This is a genomic window from Halomonas citrativorans, from assembly GCF_014898005.1.
In the GTDB taxonomy this organism is placed as follows: Bacteria; Pseudomonadota; Gammaproteobacteria; order Pseudomonadales; family Halomonadaceae; genus Vreelandella; species Vreelandella citrativorans.
Map to the genome: position 1 here is coordinate 257,991 of NZ_JABUYX010000003.1, position 16,512 is coordinate 274,502.

Below are 16,512 nucleotides of genomic sequence, written 5' to 3' on the forward strand. Positions count from 1 at the left end.
GCCTCATACGCTTTGCTGTTGTCCAATTTCACGCCATGCAGAGGCAATATTTTCAAGCAGTTGCTCCGCTTGGTTTAAGCTTTCCTCGTCATTTCGCAAATTGGCGGTGAGTAATAAGCGAGCGATGTAGTCATAAAGTGACGCCAATCGCTCAGCAATATCGCCACCTTTTTCTTGGTCAAGGGCGGCGCCAAGGCCGTTATTGATAATATCCAACGCTTTGGATATTGCTTTGCCTTTCTCACTCGTGTTGCCGCTTTGCATGTGGATACGCGCAGCACGAATAGATGTTTGCGCTCCCTCAAACAACAAGACAATAAGCCTATGCGGATCAGCTGACATCACGCCACTTTCGACACCAACGCGCGCATAAGCGTTAGCACCTCTTCCGTAGGCAGCACTGCCGCGAGAGTATGTCACTAGCTTGAACTCCTAATTGATACCGGTTACTGGTCAGACAACACGGTAACCGCCGCCCGCCTTTTCTCATTTAATACGAGCACACCATGCTCATCTATAAAATGATATCGGCGCAATGGCGCCAGACTTTAATGGCGCAGCCAACTTTCTTTGCAACAAAAAGAATACCTGACCAACCCATTATAAAGTTTGTGGCGTATCAGCCGATAATAGTAAGGAGGCTCAGCTATAGAGGCAGGGCTGACGCTTTATCCAAACCGACTTATCCATGGGTTGTTACTACTGAGTCACTACTATTTAGCCCTTATCTTTACAAGGAACGGCTGTCATGACATCACCGCTAACGGATACCATAACAACACTATCAGCCACACCATCACCCCACCTAACGCCGCAACAACGCCTGGACAGCACGCTCGCCCAACTGTCAACGACAGACAATAGCGGCGCTCAAACTGGCTCAGGAGCTGTCTCAGGAACTACCGCCGTAACAAAAGGCGAGCTGATTGAACCCATCCAGCGTATTAACGCGGCGATGCAAGCGCATGGAATAGAGTTCGATGTTAGCGATGAGTCATCACGTATTGTGACACGCGTTATTGACCGGGAGTCTGGGGATGTCATTCGCCAAATCCCTTCAGAAGAAGTACTGGCGATTGCTGAGCGCCTGGAAGAAATGCAAGGGCGCCTTATTTCACTAGAGGTATAAAGACTCGGCAAAGCTTTCTTCAAACAAGCGCCAGCTAACGCAACACTTACTTATGTCTGGCGCCTTGTTTGAAGGAAGCTTCAAGCCACTACACTTGCATATTCATTACATCGCGATACGCAGTCACCACACGGTTACGCACCTGAAGCCCCATCTGGAAGGCAACGCTCGCTTTTTGCATATCCACCATAACGTCGTTCAGCTCAACGTTCGGCTCTCCTGCCTGAAACGCCATGGCTTTTGCATCAGCCGCTTTTTGAAGACGATTAATACGCTGAATTGATGCCTGTAGCTCGCTACCAAAACCGCCCTGCCCTACTGCCGTCGAGACATGCTCACCTTTTAACGGTTGCGCTGCCGCTTGCGTCGCGAGCCCTTGCATTTGTTGAAGCGCTGCTTGTATTGCCGGCGTACTCATACATAAGCCTCATCAGCTTTAAATAAAGTAATGGGCAAAGCCTAACACTGCTGTCGCTGCGCTCATACGTACAATTGCGCACTAAAAGCCAAGCTTTTCGTTCATTTATGCTCGACACACCTCGGGATAATGGCGCCCATCACAATTCCGCCTTTTCCTCCAGGCGGATAACCGCGATTGACGGATATAGCCTATGCCTTCTTTGGTGATGCGCCTGGGCCGGCATCTGTTTTGCTTACCCCTTTGGAGGGATGCATGAGTGAAACCGGTGCAACGGCAGGCCGTCAAAACAGCACGACACAAAGCACTCTCCGCAATGGTCCAACAGACAGCGATGTAAAAAGCAGTCCTATGGTTGAGCGCCTGTTAAAACAGTTACGTGGTAGCCCGCTGGTAGTGCTGCTAATTGCAGGAGCAGCCTCTATTGCTCTTGTCGCCGCACTGTTCATGTGGGCAAGCAGCCCCGAGTACCGCGTTTTATACAGCAATCTTACCGAGGCGGATGGTGGTCAAATTATTGCAGAGCTTGATAGCCGCTCCGTGCCCTATCAGTTTAGCCAAGGCGGCCAAGCTCTGCTGGTACCAAGTGATCAGATATATACACTGAGGTTGCAGCTTGCCGAGCAAGGGCTGCCTCGGGGCGGCAATCTCGGCCTTGAGTTAATGGATACCCAGGCGTTTGGTATTAGTCAGTTTGCTGAACAGGTTAATTACCAGCGCGGCCTGGAGGGTGAGCTGGCCCGCTCAATTGAGTCGCTAGGGCCTGTTGAGCGGGCTCGCGTTCACCTTTCGCTGGCCAAGCCATCCGTGTTTATTCGTGACCGCGAACCGGCCAAGGCCTCCGTTATATTGACGCTGCTACCCGGCCGCGTGCTGGGCGAGGGGCAGGTAAGCGCCATTATCCATATGGTATCCAGCAGTGTTCCCGAGCTTGCCGCAGAGGATGTCACGGTTGTTGATCAAAATGGCCGCCTTCTGTCAGCTAATTCCTCGAAAGGTAATGATCTTGACGGCTCCCAGCTTGAGTATATCGCGGAAGTAGAGCGCTCTTATCAGCAGCGCATCGAGCATATTCTTACGCCTATCCTGGGCCAGGCCAATGTGCGCGCTCAGGTCGCCGCACAAATCGACTTCTCAAGCCGAGAACAAACCTCCGAGCGCTATGGCCCGAACCAGCCGCCCAATGAAGCGGCCGTACGCAGCCGCCAGTTGAGCTTCTCCTTTGACGGTGACGACCCCTTGGCAAGCGGCATTCCTGGGGCACTCAGCAATACGCCGCCCGGCACAGCCCCTTCTCCCATTAACCAGCCAGAAGGTGCAGAGGGTGACGAGGAAGAAGCTGATGACGTTCCGCCTGAAGCACTGCGTAGTCTGCGTCAGGAAGATGTGGTCAATTATGAAGTCGACCGCAGCGTTGAGCATGTACAGCATCGGCTGGGGCAAATTCAGCGGCTTTCTGCGGCCGTCGTAGTTAATTACCGCGACACCGTTAATGCCGAAGGTGAACTTGAGCGCGTCGCGCTAACGGACATTGAGGTTGCCCAAATCGAGCGCCTGGTACGCCAGGCAATGGGCTTCTCTGAAGTGCGCGGGGATCAAATTGAAGTGGTGAATTCACCCTTTGCCGATACCCGCGAGGATGCGGCTGAAACCGATTGGTGGAAAGACCCCGGCACACTCGCGATTGCCAGCACCCTGGGGCGCTATCTGCTTGTCGCGCTTGCTGCCTTATTGCTTTATCTACTTATTTTACGTCCCTTGATCAAGCGTTATACGCAGACACCCGCTGTGGCGCCGGTCCTTCCAGGACAAACGCTTGCGACCAGCGTGGGTGGCGATGTGGAAGACGAGGCTGGGGCTGAGGGTGAAGCGCTTGATGAGGAAGGCAACACCTATAGCAATAAGCCCAAGCGAAACCGCAAAACGTCGCTATACGAACACAATCTTAATGACCTGCGTGACATGGCACAGGATGACCCACGCATGATCGCCATGATTATTCGCAGCTGGATGAATGCCAATGAGTAGCGAACTAGCCGACATGAGCGGCGCTCGCAAAAGCGCCATTCTTCTGCTCGCTCTTGATGAAGACAGCGCGGCAGAGGTGTTCAAGTACCTAAGCGCCAGCGAAGTACAAGATATCAGTATGGAAATGGCGCGCCTAAATCAAGTATCCCACGAGGATATGAAGGCCGTACTTGAAGCGTTCCACAAAGAGACAGAAGAGTTTGTCGCGCTCAATCTTAACTCCAGCGAACATATCCGTTCTGTGCTCACCAAGGCATTGGGTAGCGAACGCGCGACCAGCCTGATTGAAGATATCATGGAGACAACCGGCGGCAACTCAGGTATTGATGCGCTCAACCTGATGGAAGCCACCATGGTTGCAGAGCTGATCCGCGATGAGCATCCGCAGATTATCGCGACGGTTCTGGTTCACCTTGACCGCCATCAAGCGGCAGATATTCTTGAGCACTTTGAAGAAAAACTGCGTAACGATGTCGTCTTGCGGATCGCCACGTTTAGCGGTGTTCAGCCCGCCGCACTGCAGGAACTCACCGAAGTGCTCACCAGCATGCTGGATGGTCAGAACCTTAAGCGCAGCAAGATGGGCGGCGTGAGAACCGCAGCCGAAATCCTCAACCTGATGAACTCTTCTCAGGAAGAGACAGCCATCGAAACCGTTCGCGCGCACAACGAAGACCTGGCTCAAAAGATTATCGACGAAATGTTTCTGTTCGAAAATCTGCTCGACCTGGACAACCGCGCTATCCAAATGGTGCTTCAGGAAGTCGAAACCAATTCGCTGGTGGTGGCGCTCAAAGGTGCACAGGATGCATTGGTCGACAAGTTCTTGCGCAACATGTCCCAGCGCGCCTCAGAGCTCGTTCGCGAAGACATGGAAGCACGCGGACCCATTCGTGTTTCACAAGTTGAAACGGAGCAAAAAGCCATTCTACAAGTGGTGCGCCGCTTAGCCGATTCAGGTGAGATCGTGCTGGCCGGAGGAGATGACGAATATGTCTAATTCGTCGTCTCCTGAGTTTGACCGTCATCGTAGCTGGCAACGCTGGCAAATGGATGAGCTTGTCCCGCAACACAAAGAGGCCAACCAGGCGCCTGCGGTGCCGTCTGCGCACCAGCGCAAAGTGCTGGCTGCACAAAAAGCAGCCGAACAGGCACATCAGCGCGAACAGCAGGAGCGCGAGGAGCTTTATGAACGTCTTCGCCAGGAGGCTGAAGAGGCGGGCTATCAGGCTGGGTTACAACAGGGTCATGAAGAAGGGTTAGCAAAAGGTCTGGAAGAGGGTCGCGCCCAGGCAAAAGAAGAGCTCCAGGAACAGATTCATCAAGCGGTTACGCCTTTGCATACGTTGGCTAAACAGTTTGCAGATGCCCTGGAGCGTATTGATGAAATCGTTGCTCACGATCTTGTGGCGCTGTCATTGGCGACAGGCAAGCAGTTAGCTGGGGAAGCCCTGCAAGAAACACCCGAACAAATTCTGAATATTGTCCGTGAGCTTCTACATACGGAGCCACCGCTGGTTGGGCAGCAGCGTCTGTGGCTAAACCCTGAAGACCATACTCTGGTAGAAACTCACCTAGGTAATGAGCTTAGCGCCGCTAACTGGAAATTACAGCCTGACGACCAGCTGGCGCGAGGTGGCTGTCGCGTCACCAGCGCTCAAGGTGAATTAGATGCCACCTTTGAAAGCCGCTGGCAGGCGATCCAGTCCCAGGCCCGTAAGCGTCATTCACCCAATACTACGTCTTCATAGGCGGACCGCGCATGTCTGACTCAACATGTCCTCATCAACACCGCTGGCATAAAGCAATACGCCGCACCACGCAGCGGATAAGCCGCTTACCGCACCAGCGCAGTAGCGGCCGCGTAACACGCGCGACCGGCATGGTGATTGAGGTCGTTGGGCTGCGCGTAGCCGTTGGCAGCGCCTGCCGTATAGAGCTTTCTGGCCCTGATGGGCGCCTTACCGACAGCGACAAACATGCAGAAGCCGAAGTGGTCGGCTTTGCGGGCGACAAACTCTTCCTTATGCCGCTGGAAGAAATTTCCGGGCTGATGCCTGGCGCCAGAGTCTCTCCACTTGGCGATGGAAGCGGGCACAGCGCACGCCGTTTTCCCATCGGAGATGAATTATTGGGCCGCGTTTTAGACGGCAACGGCAACCCTTTGGATGATCGTGAAAGCGTTGAGGAAGTAACCCATGCAACGCTTAGCTCGGCGCCACTGAATCCGCTATCCCGCGCGCCGATTGAAGACCAGATTGATGTTGGCATTCGTGCCATCAATGCGCTTTTAAGTGTCGGTAGAGGCCAGCGAATGGGCCTGTTTGCAGGCTCCGGTGTCGGTAAATCGGTGCTACTGGGCATGATGGCTCGCTATACCCAAGCCGATGTTATCGTGGTGGGCTTAATTGGTGAACGTGGTCGAGAAGTACAAGATTTTATTGATCACATTCTAGGGCCGGAGGGCCGACGTCGTTCTGTAGTCGTCGCTGCGCCAGCCGACACCTCGCCGCTGCAGCGCCTCCAGGGGGCCGCTTATGCGACACGGCTGGCCGAAGGGTTTCGCGATGCTGGGCGCAATGTGTTGCTGATTATGGATTCGTTAACTCGTTATGCTATGGCCCAGCGTGAAATCGCCCTCGCCATTGGTGAGCCACCAGCAACCAAAGGGTATCCACCCTCCGTATTTGCCAAGCTACCAGGCCTTGTTGAACGGGCAGGCAATGCTGAGCGTGGCGGCGGATCCATTACCGCATTTTATACCGTGCTTACCGAAGGTGATGATCAGCAGGACCCGATTGCCGACTCTGCTCGAGCAATTCTGGATGGCCATATTGTGCTATCTCGCAGCCTTGCTGAAGCGGGCCACTACCCGGCTATTGATATTGAAGCCTCCATTAGCCGTGCGATGACGGCAATTGCCACACCGGAACAACTGCAGGAAGCCCGCGCTTTTAAGCAAATGTTTTCTCGCTATCAGCGTAATCGGGATTTGATTAGCGTCGGTGCTTATAGCCCAGGCCACGACGCAAGGCTTGACGAAGCGGTGAACCTTTTTCCCGCGCTTGAGCGCTTTCTTCAACAAAACATTAGCGAGTGTGCCACGCTTGAGGATTCACGCCAGGCACTGCATACCGTAGTGGGAGGTCGAACATGAGCCATTCACAGCTAGAAATGTTAACGGGTTTAGCCAAGGATGCTCGCGACCAGGCAGGTCAATTGCTTGCACATGAGCGACAAACCGAGCAGCAGACGGCCGCTCAGTTGCAGTCGCTTAGCCAGTATCGCACGGAGTATGCCGAGCGTTTGCAAAAGGCCATGCGTGAAGGTATTGACCCCGCTACCATGTACAACTATCAGCAGTTTCTGGCCTCACTTGACGCTGCGTTAAGTCGTGCTCGCCAAGCGTTAATCGCTCAACAGCAGCGCGTTCAACAGAGTCAACAGCACTGGCAACAAGAGCAGCGCAAGCTCTCTTCCTACGATACACTGACTACCCGTCGGCTATCAGAAGAGCACCGTCGTCTTGAACGCCATGAGCAAAAAACCAATGATGACTTGGTGACCAGCCGCCTGGCTCGCCAGCACAATGAAAAACCGCATTAGTGGCACTGAGGAACGATAAATGAACATACAGCTATTGCTGTCAGGTGCACAGAATCAGGGTTCTGCCTCAATGGCCAGCTCGCCTCTCTCTGCGTCTGTAAATACGCCGGATCTTTTTCGCCAAGCGTTATCTCAAGCAGCTACTTTGCCATCAACTAATGCGCCATTACGTGCTACGGAAGTAGACAGCCAAACGCCAGCACAGGTTCAAAAACAGCTTGCCTCATTACAGGCCAGGTTATCACTCGCAGCAAGCGACACGTTAGCGTCACAGCAGCCGGTTGATCCATTAAACAGCGAGTCATTAACGCCTCTTGATGAGGTCGCAACGAGCGATATGTTAACGCCAGAGCTAGCGATTGATCCGCCCAACAGCGAGCCATTAACGTTTCTTGATGAAATTGCTGCTCGCATGAACCTGCTTGCTTCCTTTGCAGAACCAGCCGAGCCGGCTGAAGCGCTTCAAGGGGTAGCGCCCGAGCTTGAGGCACTGCTCCAACAGCTCGACCTGAGCCAAGAGCAGACCGCTGAATTGCTCAGTGCACTCGGCATAGACCCCCAGCCGGGTATGGCGTTAGAGCACTCAGACAACGCCATTGAATTACTCTCGCATCTTAGCGAAGAGGAAGCGGGTCAGCTTGTTAGCGCGTTAAGTGTCATGCTTACCGCTACGACACAAAGCAGTACTGGGGCATTAGCTACTCACAAAGGGCCGCAGAGCCAACCGTTGAGCAGTGGCGCCTATCGTCACGATGCCTCAAGCACTCTTTCTACAACCAACGCTATTGCGACAAAGCTGGGCACCGCTAACGGCCAACCAACCGTTGCCAACAGCCAGGATGTTTTGACAAAAATTGGCCCATTGACGCCCTCAGCGCCGCTGGCAACGCCAGACGAGCTTGAACCGCTTTTACGTGGTGGCCAACCAACCGCTGCTGGGTTCCCGAACTCAGCCTCCGCCGGTAATGCCCCTGTAGCAGCGTCCTCGTCGATGCCATCTTCACACGCTTCGCTGGGAACACCAGTCAGCAGTCCTGCCTGGTCTTCACAGCTTGGCCAGCAGTTGGTTCAGTTCGCTCAGCGCGGAGGCGAGCAACAGATTAAGATGCAACTACATCCTGCTGAGCTTGGGCCACTGTCAATTACCTTGAAAGTCAGTGAGCAAGGGACACAAGCACACTTCTTATCGTCGCACATGCAGGTTCGCCAAGTGGTTGAACAAGCGATTCCTCAGCTTCGTGAAGCACTAGCAGAGCAGGGTATTTCGTTAGGCGAAACCTCCGTTGGCGAGCAGCATAATTCCAATGAACAGGCCTTTGCTGAAAAAGGCAATAACGCTGGTGCGCAGGTGGGCAGTAGCGTAACGGACAGTGATCAGGACACGCTAGCGCCCGTTGCGGAGAATATTTCACACCCCCTTGATGGGCGGGTTGATCTTTACGCTTAAATATTCGTTGTACGAGTAGCGACTCACGCGCCCAGGTGCGCAAAACCAAAAGATAGGCTCGCCAAGCGAGCCTGTTCATTTCATCACCGCCCGCCATATTAGGCATAATGCGTAATCAGTGGTGTGTGGCGATTATGGGAACGGAACGACTAATGGCTGAAAAAAGTGGCGGATCCAAAAAACTGCTCTGGATAATGATTGTTCTGGTGCTCCTTTCCTCAGCAGGGGCAGCAGCAGCCATTTATATGGTGCTTGACCAGCGTAATGAACAGAGTGCTGATGGCGAATCACAGCTACCAGCAGAGCGTGAAACGCCTGTATTTACGCGAATTGATCCTTTTACGGTCAACCTTGCAGATGATCGCTATGGTTCTCGCCTCTTGTATACAGGAATTACGCTGCGTGTTGGCAATGAAGAGAGCAAAGCGATTATCGAAGAGCACATGCCTCAAGTGCGTAGCCGTCTGCTGATTTTACTCTCAGGCAAGCAAGCCAGTGAACTTACCTCCACAGAAGGTAAGGAGCAGCTAGCACAAGCGATTATCAGTCGCCTTGGCGTACCCCTGACGGAAAATCAGCCGCCGCTTGATCTACGCGAAGTGCTGTTTACTGAATTTATTGTGCAATAACCCGGGCACTGGAGCCGTTCATGTCGCAGGACGATCTACTGTCCCAGGAAGAAATTGATGCCTTACTAAAAGGCGTCAGTGGTGATGAAGAACCATCGCCCTCCTCTTCGCAGCCAGCTAGCGAGACGCGCATTCGCCCTTATGACCCTTCAACACAACATAGGGTCATCCGTGAGCGCTTACATGCATTCGACTTTATTAATGAGCGATTTGCCCGCTATTTCCGAAATGGCTTGTTTAACTTGATTCGGCGTAGCGCTGACATCACGGTGGAGTCCGTCCGTTACCAAAGCTTTAGCGAGTTTTCGCGTAACGTGCCGGTACCTACCAACTTAAACCTGGTAGCAATGAAGCCATTGCGTGGCTCGGCATTGGTGGTTTTCCCACCTAACCTTGTTTTTATGGTGGTAGACAATCTGTTTGGTGGCGATGGCCGTTTTGTTACCAAATCAGACGGCCGTGAATTTACCAATACAGAACAGCGTATTATTTACCGTCTTCTGAACTTGGCAATTGATGCCTACCAGGAAGCATGGAAGGTCGTGTATCCGGTCGACGTTAATTTTGTGCGCTCTGAAGTCCAGGCCAAGTTTGCTAATATCACCAATTCACCGAACGAAATTGTCGTCAACACCAAGTTCAATATTGAAGTGGGCAATCTCTCAAGTAATTTCCAGATTTGCATGCCCTACGCCATGATTGAGCCTCTGCGGGATCTGCTCGCCAATCCTATTAACGACAGTAATCAGGACCATGACGGCACCTGGTCCCGACGCATGGCCAGCGAGATACGCCAATCAGAAGTAGAGCTGGTGGCAGAGTTTGCTCAAATACCTAGCCGTATTGCACAGGTAATGGGGCTAAAGAAAGGCGATGTATTGCCGCTGGATATTCCCGATACGATTACCGCTCGTGTTGATGGAGTCCCGGTCATGGAGTGCGAGTATGGTAGCCAGCGCCAGCAGCATGCGCTGCGCGTTCTCCATATGATCGACCATGCCGCTATGAATAACGTATCGTCACTGGACTTTATTAAAGGTTCGAAGCGACAGCAAGCCAAGGAATCCAAAGCATGACTGATCCTAATAAACCCGATCAAAATGTCTCCGATGACGATTGGGCGGACGCCATGTCTGAGCAAGAAGAGACGCCAAACGCTGCCGATACGGCTAGCGAGGAAGATCCTTGGGCAGCCGCAATGGCTGAACAAGAGGAGACGACAAACACTGCCGATACGGCCAGCGAGGAAGATCCTTGGGCAGCCGCAATGGCTGAACAAGAAGCCGCCGAGGAGGAGGCCCCAACCCCTGAGGATGCAGCGCCAGACACTTCAGCCGCGAAACCCGCCAGCGATGAAATATTTAGGCCGCTAAGTCCCGCTGACGAAAGCAAGCAGACACGCGATCTTGAAATGGTCATGGATATCCCGGTAAAACTGACCGTGGAACTTGGCCGGACGAAGCTTACGATCAAGCAACTGCTTGAGCTTGCCCAAGGGTCAGTGATTGAGCTCGAAGGCTTGGCAGGCGAGCCGATGGATATTCTCATTAACGGCTACTTGATCGCGCAGGGTGAAGTCGTTGTTATCGAAGACAAATACGGTATTCGTATTACCGAAATCATCACACCCTCTGAGCGCATTCACAAGCTTAACCGATGAGTGCTGACACCTCTCCATTGCAAGATAGAACTATCGATGCGCTAGGCAGCAGCGGTGATGCGTTTATCGGCATGGCCATGTTCGGTAAAACCGCCGCTGCCTTGGCATTGGTTATAGTCATGATTCTACTCTGCACAGCGCTCTTAAAGCGCTGGCAGAATGCTCGCCCGCAACTGGGAGCCCACCTACGCGTCATTACGAGCACGGCGGTCGGCAATCGCGAGCGCGTCGTCGTCGTCGAAATTGAAGACACGTGGCTGGTTCTTGGAGTAGGCAATGGCCGAGTCACCAAGCTGCATGAGCGCCCGGCACCTGACGACAGACCTGCTCCTTCCCCTCGTTCTGATTCGCCGCCTTTTGCACAACGGCTTTCTCAGGCGCTGGCAAAGCGTCGGCGTAAAGGCTCCGATACCGACCCACATCAAACACCATGAGGCATAGGATGCACTCCGTTAGGTCCTACTGGCAGCTTTGGCTGCTGTTTGGCGTTGCTGTCGCACTTTGTATGTTGACTAACCCCGTGCATGCACAACAATTGCCAGGCATTATCTCTCAACCGCTTGAGGATGGCGGTCAGCAGTGGTCGCTATCGCTTCAAACACTGCTGCTTTTAAGCTCGCTGGCGTTCCTGCCAGCGATGCTACTGATGATGACCAGCTTTACACGGATCATTATTGTGCTGAGCCTGCTGCGAACCGCGATGGGCACGCAGGCAACACCACCCAACCAGGTGCTGCTGGGTATCGCGCTGTTCCTAACCTTTTTTATCATGTCACCCGTTCTTTCTCAGGTGTATGACACAGCCTGGCAGCCTCTATCGAACGAGACGATTAATTTTGAAGAGTTTTTGCTGCGTGCCCAGCTACCGTTTCGTGAGTTTATGCTTGCCCAAACGCGGGAGCCTGATTTAGCCCTATTCGTCCGCTTGGCAGACGTAGGACCTTTGCAAGGTCCTGAAGAGCTCCCCATGCGCGTGTTATTGCCTGCCTTTGTCACCAGCGAGCTTAAAACTGCCTTTCAAATCGGTTTTACTATTTTCATTCCCTTTTTGATTATCGACCTGGTGGTCGCCAGCACGTTAATGGCGTTGGGAATGATGATGGTGCCGCCCGTGACAATTTCATTACCGTTCAAATTAATGCTTTTTATACTGGTTGACGGTTGGCAGTTAATCGTTGGCTCACTCGCCCAAAGCTTTTACGTTACCTAGGTGCCGCGCCAGCGGCAAGGAGCAAGCATGACCCCTGAGGTGGTAATGAGCATGGCGTATCAAGGCATGCGCGTCACACTATTTCTAGCAGGCCCCATACTGCTGGCGGCGCTTTTTACCGGTTTACTTGTTAGCCTTTTTCAAGCGGCCACGCAAATTAACGAAATGACGCTCACCTTTATCCCTAAAATCCTGGCGGTGTTTGCCGTTCTGGTTTTGGCGGGCCCGTGGTTGATTAGCTTGATTACGGATTTTACGACACGACTGTTTACTAACATTCCCAACATGGTGATGTAGTGCCATGGTGGAAATCACCTTTGCTCAGTTGCAAGGCTGGTTGATAGCCTTTTTATGGCCCTTTGCGCGCATTACAGCATTTATGGCCGTTTCCCCGCTGTGGGGACATTCCAGCATCCCTAACCAGGCAAAAGTGGGAATCGCCGCGTTAGTGACCATTGTGATTGCACCGATTCTCCCAGCCATGCCGAACGTCGCCATTATGTCCTGGGCAGGCATAGGGATCATGGTAGAGCAAATAGTGATCGGACTAGCCATAGGGCTGGTCATGCATATTATATTTGCGGTTGTTCAGGCGGCAGGTGAGTATATTGGCTTACAAATGGGGCTCGCGTTTGCCACGTTCTTTGATGCTTCTAGTGGCACCAACATTATGGTGCTATCACGCATTTTATATATGATCACATTGCTCATGTTTTTAGCATTTAACGGCCACCTAATGGTACTTGAAACGCTGATCATGAGTTTTGAGACACTGCCCATCGGGATAGCCGGTTTGAACCCGGGGGCCTTCGATCTTCTGGCCCGCTACGCAGGCACTATTTTCGCCGCAGGTATGCTGCTAGCACTACCCGTTGTGGGCGCGTTACTGATTATCAACCTATGTCTCGGTATTCTTAATCGCTCTGCCCCACAGCTCACCGTGTTCAATATTGGCTTTCCCACCTCACTCACCGTCGGGCTAACGCTCTTGATGGTCTTAATGACGCGTATTGACCGTTTTCTACAGGCCCTCTTTAGCCAAGGGCTGGGAATGATGCAAAATCTGATAGAGGCGATGGCTCCTTTAAACTAAAAAGCCCTGTTACGGTAAATAACCGTGACAGGGCTAATATCATGCTCTTATCTGTTTTTACATATAGTTAAACAGTGATAACCCCTTCACATCGACAAACGTCTTCTGCGCGGCCTGCATGCCCACTTGGCGCAGGCTATACTCGGAAATAGCCTCCACATAATCCAGATCTACTAGATCCGACAGCGTTTGCGTATAGTTCATCATGCGGTTACTGCCCACCGCATCAATAACGTCCAACTCATTAAGACGTGCGCCTGCAGAGGCACGCACGGTCAGCACGTTATCCAATGCGTTATCCAGTTCGCGCATCGAGCTATTTAAGGTGTTACGCATAGCCGCTTTTTCGGTATCCGTTTGTGCGGGATTTTCAAGCACGCCAATCGCCGCTTCCAGGGTCTTAAAGAGATCTGCAGGCTGCTCTGGAGTTCCTGGGCGGGCCATGGAAATTTCGTCGCCGTCTGCCGGTTCCCCGGTAAGGGTAATGCTGATGCCGCCAAACGATAGCTGCTGCCCATCGCCCGTATAAGCAAACGGACCAGGTGCGGTTTGACCATCGGGAGTAATGTCACCATCAGGCCCGGTTACCCTATACGTAATATCACCGCTACCACCATCGACACTGAATTCGACGGTGAATGCTTCCCCATAATTATCATCAGTGACATCTTTAACATTAGGGCCCGAAAAGGTCACATTGCCGTCATTTTCTGGCGCTGCTTTTGCCACATAGCTAGCACTGCTTGGCACACTTTGGAAAATGGTTTTACCATTTTCAGTCACCGGCATTAACCGAGATGAATCAACCTGCTGCTCGCGGCTATTCGCATCACCATTATATTCAACGCTGCCTTCTGCATTTTTAGCAAACGGAGGCGCATTATCCTTGTAACCGCCAAATAGATAACGTCCACTACCATCGGTCGCATTTGCCTGACCGATGAGCGTTTCGTAAACGCCTTTTAATTCACTGGTAACCGACTCACGGTCCACATCGCTAAGCGTATCGCTAGAGGCTTGGATGAGCAGCTCTTTTGCGCGGATTACCGCATCGCTCACGCTATTGAGGATACTCTCTGTTTGTGCTACTGAGTTGCGAGCCGAGACACGCGAATCAGCGTATTGCTCAGTAATAGAGATTGACTGATCAACGCCCACCGCACGTGAGGCCGCCTGCGGGTCATCCGAGGGGTTGACTACCCGACGACCACTGGCGAGTTGCTGACTCACCTTTAAGAAATCACTTTGCTGGCGATTCATGGAGGCCGTGCTTTGCTCAAACATCGTTACGCTGCTAATACGCATAGCCTAGACTCCTGGATTAACCGCGCAGGTTCAAGATAGTGTCCATAATCGAGCCAGCCGTATCAATAACACGTGCGTTGGCCATATAGTACTGCTGGTAGCGAATCAGATTGGCAGCCTCTTCGTCCAGGTTTACACCAGACTCAGACTGCTGCACCGCACGCAGCTGATCGGTGAGTCCTTGACGCGCGTCCAGGTTAACCTGGGTAATATTAGCGCGGTTACCGACATCGCTCACAATGGAGGCGTAGCCGGAACTCACGGAAGCTGAACCTCCTACCACTGCCTCACTCTGCAACTTTTGCAAAGCTAATGCGTTACGGTTATCAGCCGAGGCCGCGATAATGTTTTGAGCAACCGTTAACGTCGCCGTTTCACCATCAGCAGGACGTGAGGAAAGTGTAAAGCTCATCCCATCAATTTCAACCGCTTGGCCTTCCTCTAATTCACCGCTATCCACATCAAACGGCTGACCATCAACGCGGACCGTTGCCCCCGCTGGCTCTACCTTTAGCGCACCCTCTGAATCCAGCGTTAACGTATACTCTTTATGGTTAGAGAACGCCCCTGGCGACATCTTCAGGTCATCAACGGCTAAATCACCCGAGTGTTTAAATGAAGTAAGAGAACTGCCTTCTTCACCGTCTAAGCCTGCATCACCTGCGGCTATTTTATCCCCGTCCGTAATCGCCACCTTCATATCCTGGCCGGCGCGACGAACAGGCTGAATTTCGAACTTATCGCCATTCTGTGGCGTACTCTCAAAGGCAACATTAACGCCACCAAAGGACAGTACTCCGCCATCCAATGTGAAGTCCACCTCGTCACCACTGTCATTACGTGTCACGCTAAACGCGTCATTGCGATAACTGATGGTGTAGTCTGTAGCGCGTAGCTCATCAATATTATCCGTATCGAATTCAACGGATGCTATTTCAGAGGCATTGCCTTTATAGCTGTATCCTAGCGGCTTACTTAGTTCAAAGAAGTCCCCACCCAATTCGCCATCCAGGTCCACACCCTTTTTATGCTGATCGTTAAAAGCAACCGAGAGCGAAACAGCCAGCTGACCAATCTGGTTCTGCGTTTTATCCAACGTCTCGGAACGAAACGCCATTAGTCCGCCCAGCGTACCGCCTTTTATCGTTGACTCATTTAACTTTACAACGTTACCACTACCATCGCGATAGCCAACGATGGTGCGTTGTGGGTCGTTGTCAGCCTGTACAGCCTCGAGTTTAAAGGAGTCTGTACCCGTCACGAGCGGCTGGCCGTTGGGAAGGCTAATGTTATAGGTTTTACCGTCCTGAATATTCAGGCGCAGATCCATTCGCTCGTTAAGCTCAGAAACCAGATGATCGCGCTGGTTAAGCAGGCTATTAGGCGCATCCCCCGTACGCGCACGCGCCAGAGAAATTTCTTTATTCAGCCCCGCAATCTGCTCAAGCGAGTTATTAATTTGGGTAACTTCATCCTTGATTTGGCTATTAATATTGCTCTGCATATCCTGCAGATAGCCATCAAAGGATCGAAACTGAGCACTTAATGTGCTTGCTGTTCCAAGCACCCCTTGACGAGCGGCCGGGTCAGACGGCGAGCTTGCCAGGTCTTCAAGCGAAGAAAAGAAGCCCTGCATCAGCGGCGCCAAACCAGCGGCTCGGTCGGCCAGCAGGTTATCGATTTGCGAGACCTGATTGTTATAGGTCTCAAGCGCACTCGATTGTGTCTTCGCGCTATTAAGCTGATTAGCGACGTAGGTATTAAACTGTCGCTCAATGGCATCCACTTTCACACCACCGCCTACATTGCCCTCACCCAGCTGAGTGAGTTCACGGTTGTAGCCCGGCGTGTAAACATTGCTGATGTTATTACTGGTGGTGTTTAAGGCATTCTGGGCAGCATTAAGGCCGCTTAAGCCAACAGAAAACATGCTCATGGTTGATATCCTTAGGCCGATACCTAATATATCGGCAGCACCCTAAAAAAC

18 protein-coding genes are annotated in these 16,512 nt (G+C 52.4%); 14 read left to right on the top strand and 4 right to left on the bottom strand.

The features are described 5' to 3' along the window. Positions 1-3: 3 nt before the first annotated feature. Positions 4-420, bottom strand: a complete 417-nt coding sequence (gene fliS / locus INT20_RS06275) for a flagellar export chaperone FliS (protein WP_087109068.1) — start codon at positions 418-420, stop codon at positions 4-6. A gap of 328 nt (positions 421-748) precedes the next feature. Here fliS and INT20_RS06280 point away from each other — a divergent pair, with 328 nt between their 5' ends. Further along, positions 749-1,129: a flagellar protein FlaG gene (locus INT20_RS06280; protein ID WP_193056598.1), complete on the top strand. Its 381-nt coding sequence runs from the start codon at positions 749-751 to the stop codon at positions 1,127-1,129. 88 nt (positions 1,130-1,217) lie between these two features. Here INT20_RS06280 and fliE read toward each other — a convergent pair whose 3' ends face one another. Continuing rightward, on the bottom strand, positions 1,218-1,547 hold the full coding sequence (fliE, locus tag INT20_RS06285; RefSeq protein ID WP_087109075.1) for a flagellar hook-basal body complex protein FliE: 330 nt from the start codon (positions 1,545-1,547) through the stop codon (positions 1,218-1,220). A 255-nt stretch (positions 1,548-1,802) separates the two neighbouring features. On the opposite strand from fliE, the gene fliF reads away from it, so the two are divergent. The 13 genes from fliF to fliR all read left to right on the top strand — a co-directional run bounded on the left by fliF (position 1,803) and on the right by fliR (position 13,220). After that, on the top strand, positions 1,803-3,575 hold the full coding sequence (fliF, locus tag INT20_RS06290; protein ID WP_193056599.1) for a flagellar basal-body MS-ring/collar protein FliF: 1,773 nt from the start codon (positions 1,803-1,805) through the stop codon (positions 3,573-3,575). After that, positions 3,568-4,575 carry a flagellar motor switch protein FliG gene (gene fliG / locus INT20_RS06295; RefSeq protein WP_087109079.1) on the top strand — a complete coding sequence of 336 codons (1,008 nt, stop codon included), beginning with the start codon at positions 3,568-3,570 and terminating at the stop codon, positions 4,573-4,575. Before fliF ends, fliG begins: the two co-directional genes overlap by 8 nt. Then, positions 4,568-5,326: a flagellar assembly protein FliH gene (fliH, locus tag INT20_RS06300; RefSeq protein ID WP_193053690.1), complete on the top strand. Its 759-nt coding sequence runs from the start codon at positions 4,568-4,570 to the stop codon at positions 5,324-5,326. Before fliG ends, fliH begins: the two co-directional genes overlap by 8 nt. Positions 5,327-5,337: 11 nt before the next feature. Then, complete coding sequence (fliI, locus tag INT20_RS06305; RefSeq protein WP_193056600.1) at positions 5,338-6,732, top strand: flagellar protein export ATPase FliI; 1,395 nt, start codon at positions 5,338-5,340, stop codon at positions 6,730-6,732. Continuing rightward, a complete protein-coding gene (fliJ, locus tag INT20_RS06310; protein ID WP_192527266.1) occupies positions 6,729-7,181 on the top strand; it encodes a flagellar export protein FliJ in 453 nt (150 codons plus the stop codon). The genes fliI and fliJ overlap by 4 nt, the downstream gene beginning before the upstream one ends. A gap of 19 nt (positions 7,182-7,200) precedes the next feature. Continuing rightward, complete coding sequence (locus INT20_RS06315) at positions 7,201-8,628, top strand: flagellar hook-length control protein FliK (protein WP_193056601.1); 1,428 nt, start codon at positions 7,201-7,203, stop codon at positions 8,626-8,628. Positions 8,629-8,780: 152 nt separating this feature from the next. Next, positions 8,781-9,257: a flagellar basal body-associated protein FliL gene (gene fliL / locus INT20_RS06320; protein WP_087109089.1), complete on the top strand. Its 477-nt coding sequence runs from the start codon at positions 8,781-8,783 to the stop codon at positions 9,255-9,257. Positions 9,258-9,277: 20 nt separating this feature from the next. After that, complete coding sequence (gene fliM / locus INT20_RS06325) at positions 9,278-10,333, top strand: flagellar motor switch protein FliM (RefSeq protein WP_087109091.1); 1,056 nt, start codon at positions 9,278-9,280, stop codon at positions 10,331-10,333. Further along, on the top strand, positions 10,330-10,917 hold the full coding sequence (gene fliN, locus INT20_RS06330) for a flagellar motor switch protein FliN (protein ID WP_193056602.1): 588 nt from the start codon (positions 10,330-10,332) through the stop codon (positions 10,915-10,917). Before fliM ends, fliN begins: the two co-directional genes overlap by 4 nt. Continuing rightward, positions 10,914-11,351 carry a flagellar biosynthetic protein FliO gene (gene fliO, locus INT20_RS06335; protein WP_193056603.1) on the top strand — a complete coding sequence of 146 codons (438 nt, stop codon included), beginning with the start codon at positions 10,914-10,916 and terminating at the stop codon, positions 11,349-11,351. Before fliN ends, fliO begins: the two co-directional genes overlap by 4 nt. 8 nt (positions 11,352-11,359) lie before the next feature. Next, entirely contained in the window at positions 11,360-12,127 is a 768-nt protein-coding gene (fliP, locus tag INT20_RS06340; RefSeq protein WP_140398986.1) for a flagellar type III secretion system pore protein FliP, read from the top strand. A 27-nt stretch (positions 12,128-12,154) separates the two neighbouring features. Further along, on the top strand, positions 12,155-12,424 hold the full coding sequence (gene fliQ, locus INT20_RS06345; protein ID WP_087109097.1) for a flagellar biosynthesis protein FliQ: 270 nt from the start codon (positions 12,155-12,157) through the stop codon (positions 12,422-12,424). Positions 12,425-12,428: 4 nt separating this feature from the next. After that, complete coding sequence (gene fliR / locus INT20_RS06350) at positions 12,429-13,220, top strand: flagellar biosynthetic protein FliR (RefSeq protein ID WP_087109099.1); 792 nt, start codon at positions 12,429-12,431, stop codon at positions 13,218-13,220. Positions 13,221-13,277: 57 nt separating this feature from the next. Here the strand turns inward: fliR and flgL are convergent, their stop codons facing one another. Continuing rightward, entirely contained in the window at positions 13,278-14,525 is a 1,248-nt protein-coding gene (flgL, locus tag INT20_RS06355) for a flagellar hook-associated protein FlgL (protein ID WP_193056604.1), read from the bottom strand. A 16-nt stretch (positions 14,526-14,541) separates the two neighbouring features. Next, entirely contained in the window at positions 14,542-16,461 is a 1,920-nt protein-coding gene (gene flgK, locus INT20_RS06360) for a flagellar hook-associated protein FlgK (protein WP_193056605.1), read from the bottom strand. Positions 16,462-16,512 lie beyond the last annotated feature (51 nt).

Bases quoted from the DNA above. Each gene is read 5' to 3' on its own strand.
- INT20_RS06280 (WP_193056598.1), top strand. From the start codon at position 749: ATGACATCACCGCTAACGGATACCATAACAACACTATCAGCCACACCA.
- fliG (WP_087109079.1), top strand. From the start codon at position 3,568: ATGAGTAGCGAACTAGCCGACATGAGCGGCGCTCGCAAAAGCGCCATT.
- fliH (WP_193053690.1), top strand. From the start codon at position 4,568: ATGTCTAATTCGTCGTCTCCTGAGTTTGACCGTCATCGTAGCTGGCAA.
- fliL (WP_087109089.1), top strand. From the start codon at position 8,781: ATGGCTGAAAAAAGTGGCGGATCCAAAAAACTGCTCTGGATAATGATT.
- fliE (WP_087109075.1), bottom strand. From the start codon at position 1,547: ATGAGTACGCCGGCAATACAAGCAGCGCTTCAACAAATGCAAGGGCTC.
- fliP (WP_140398986.1), top strand. From the start codon at position 11,360: ATGCACTCCGTTAGGTCCTACTGGCAGCTTTGGCTGCTGTTTGGCGTT.
- fliR (WP_087109099.1), top strand. From the start codon at position 12,429: ATGGTGGAAATCACCTTTGCTCAGTTGCAAGGCTGGTTGATAGCCTTT.
- flgK (WP_193056605.1), bottom strand. From the start codon at position 16,461: ATGAGCATGTTTTCTGTTGGCTTAAGCGGCCTTAATGCTGCCCAGAAT.
- flgL (WP_193056604.1), bottom strand. From the start codon at position 14,525: ATGCGTATTAGCAGCGTAACGATGTTTGAGCAAAGCACGGCCTCCATG.
- fliI (WP_193056600.1), top strand. From the start codon at position 5,338: ATGTCTGACTCAACATGTCCTCATCAACACCGCTGGCATAAAGCAATA.
- fliM (WP_087109091.1), top strand. From the start codon at position 9,278: ATGTCGCAGGACGATCTACTGTCCCAGGAAGAAATTGATGCCTTACTA.
- fliJ (WP_192527266.1), top strand. From the start codon at position 6,729: ATGAGCCATTCACAGCTAGAAATGTTAACGGGTTTAGCCAAGGATGCT.
- fliN (WP_193056602.1), top strand. From the start codon at position 10,330: ATGACTGATCCTAATAAACCCGATCAAAATGTCTCCGATGACGATTGG.
- fliO (WP_193056603.1), top strand. From the start codon at position 10,914: ATGAGTGCTGACACCTCTCCATTGCAAGATAGAACTATCGATGCGCTA.
- fliF (WP_193056599.1), top strand. From the start codon at position 1,803: ATGAGTGAAACCGGTGCAACGGCAGGCCGTCAAAACAGCACGACACAA.
- INT20_RS06315 (WP_193056601.1), top strand. From the start codon at position 7,201: ATGAACATACAGCTATTGCTGTCAGGTGCACAGAATCAGGGTTCTGCC.
- fliQ (WP_087109097.1), top strand. From the start codon at position 12,155: ATGACCCCTGAGGTGGTAATGAGCATGGCGTATCAAGGCATGCGCGTC.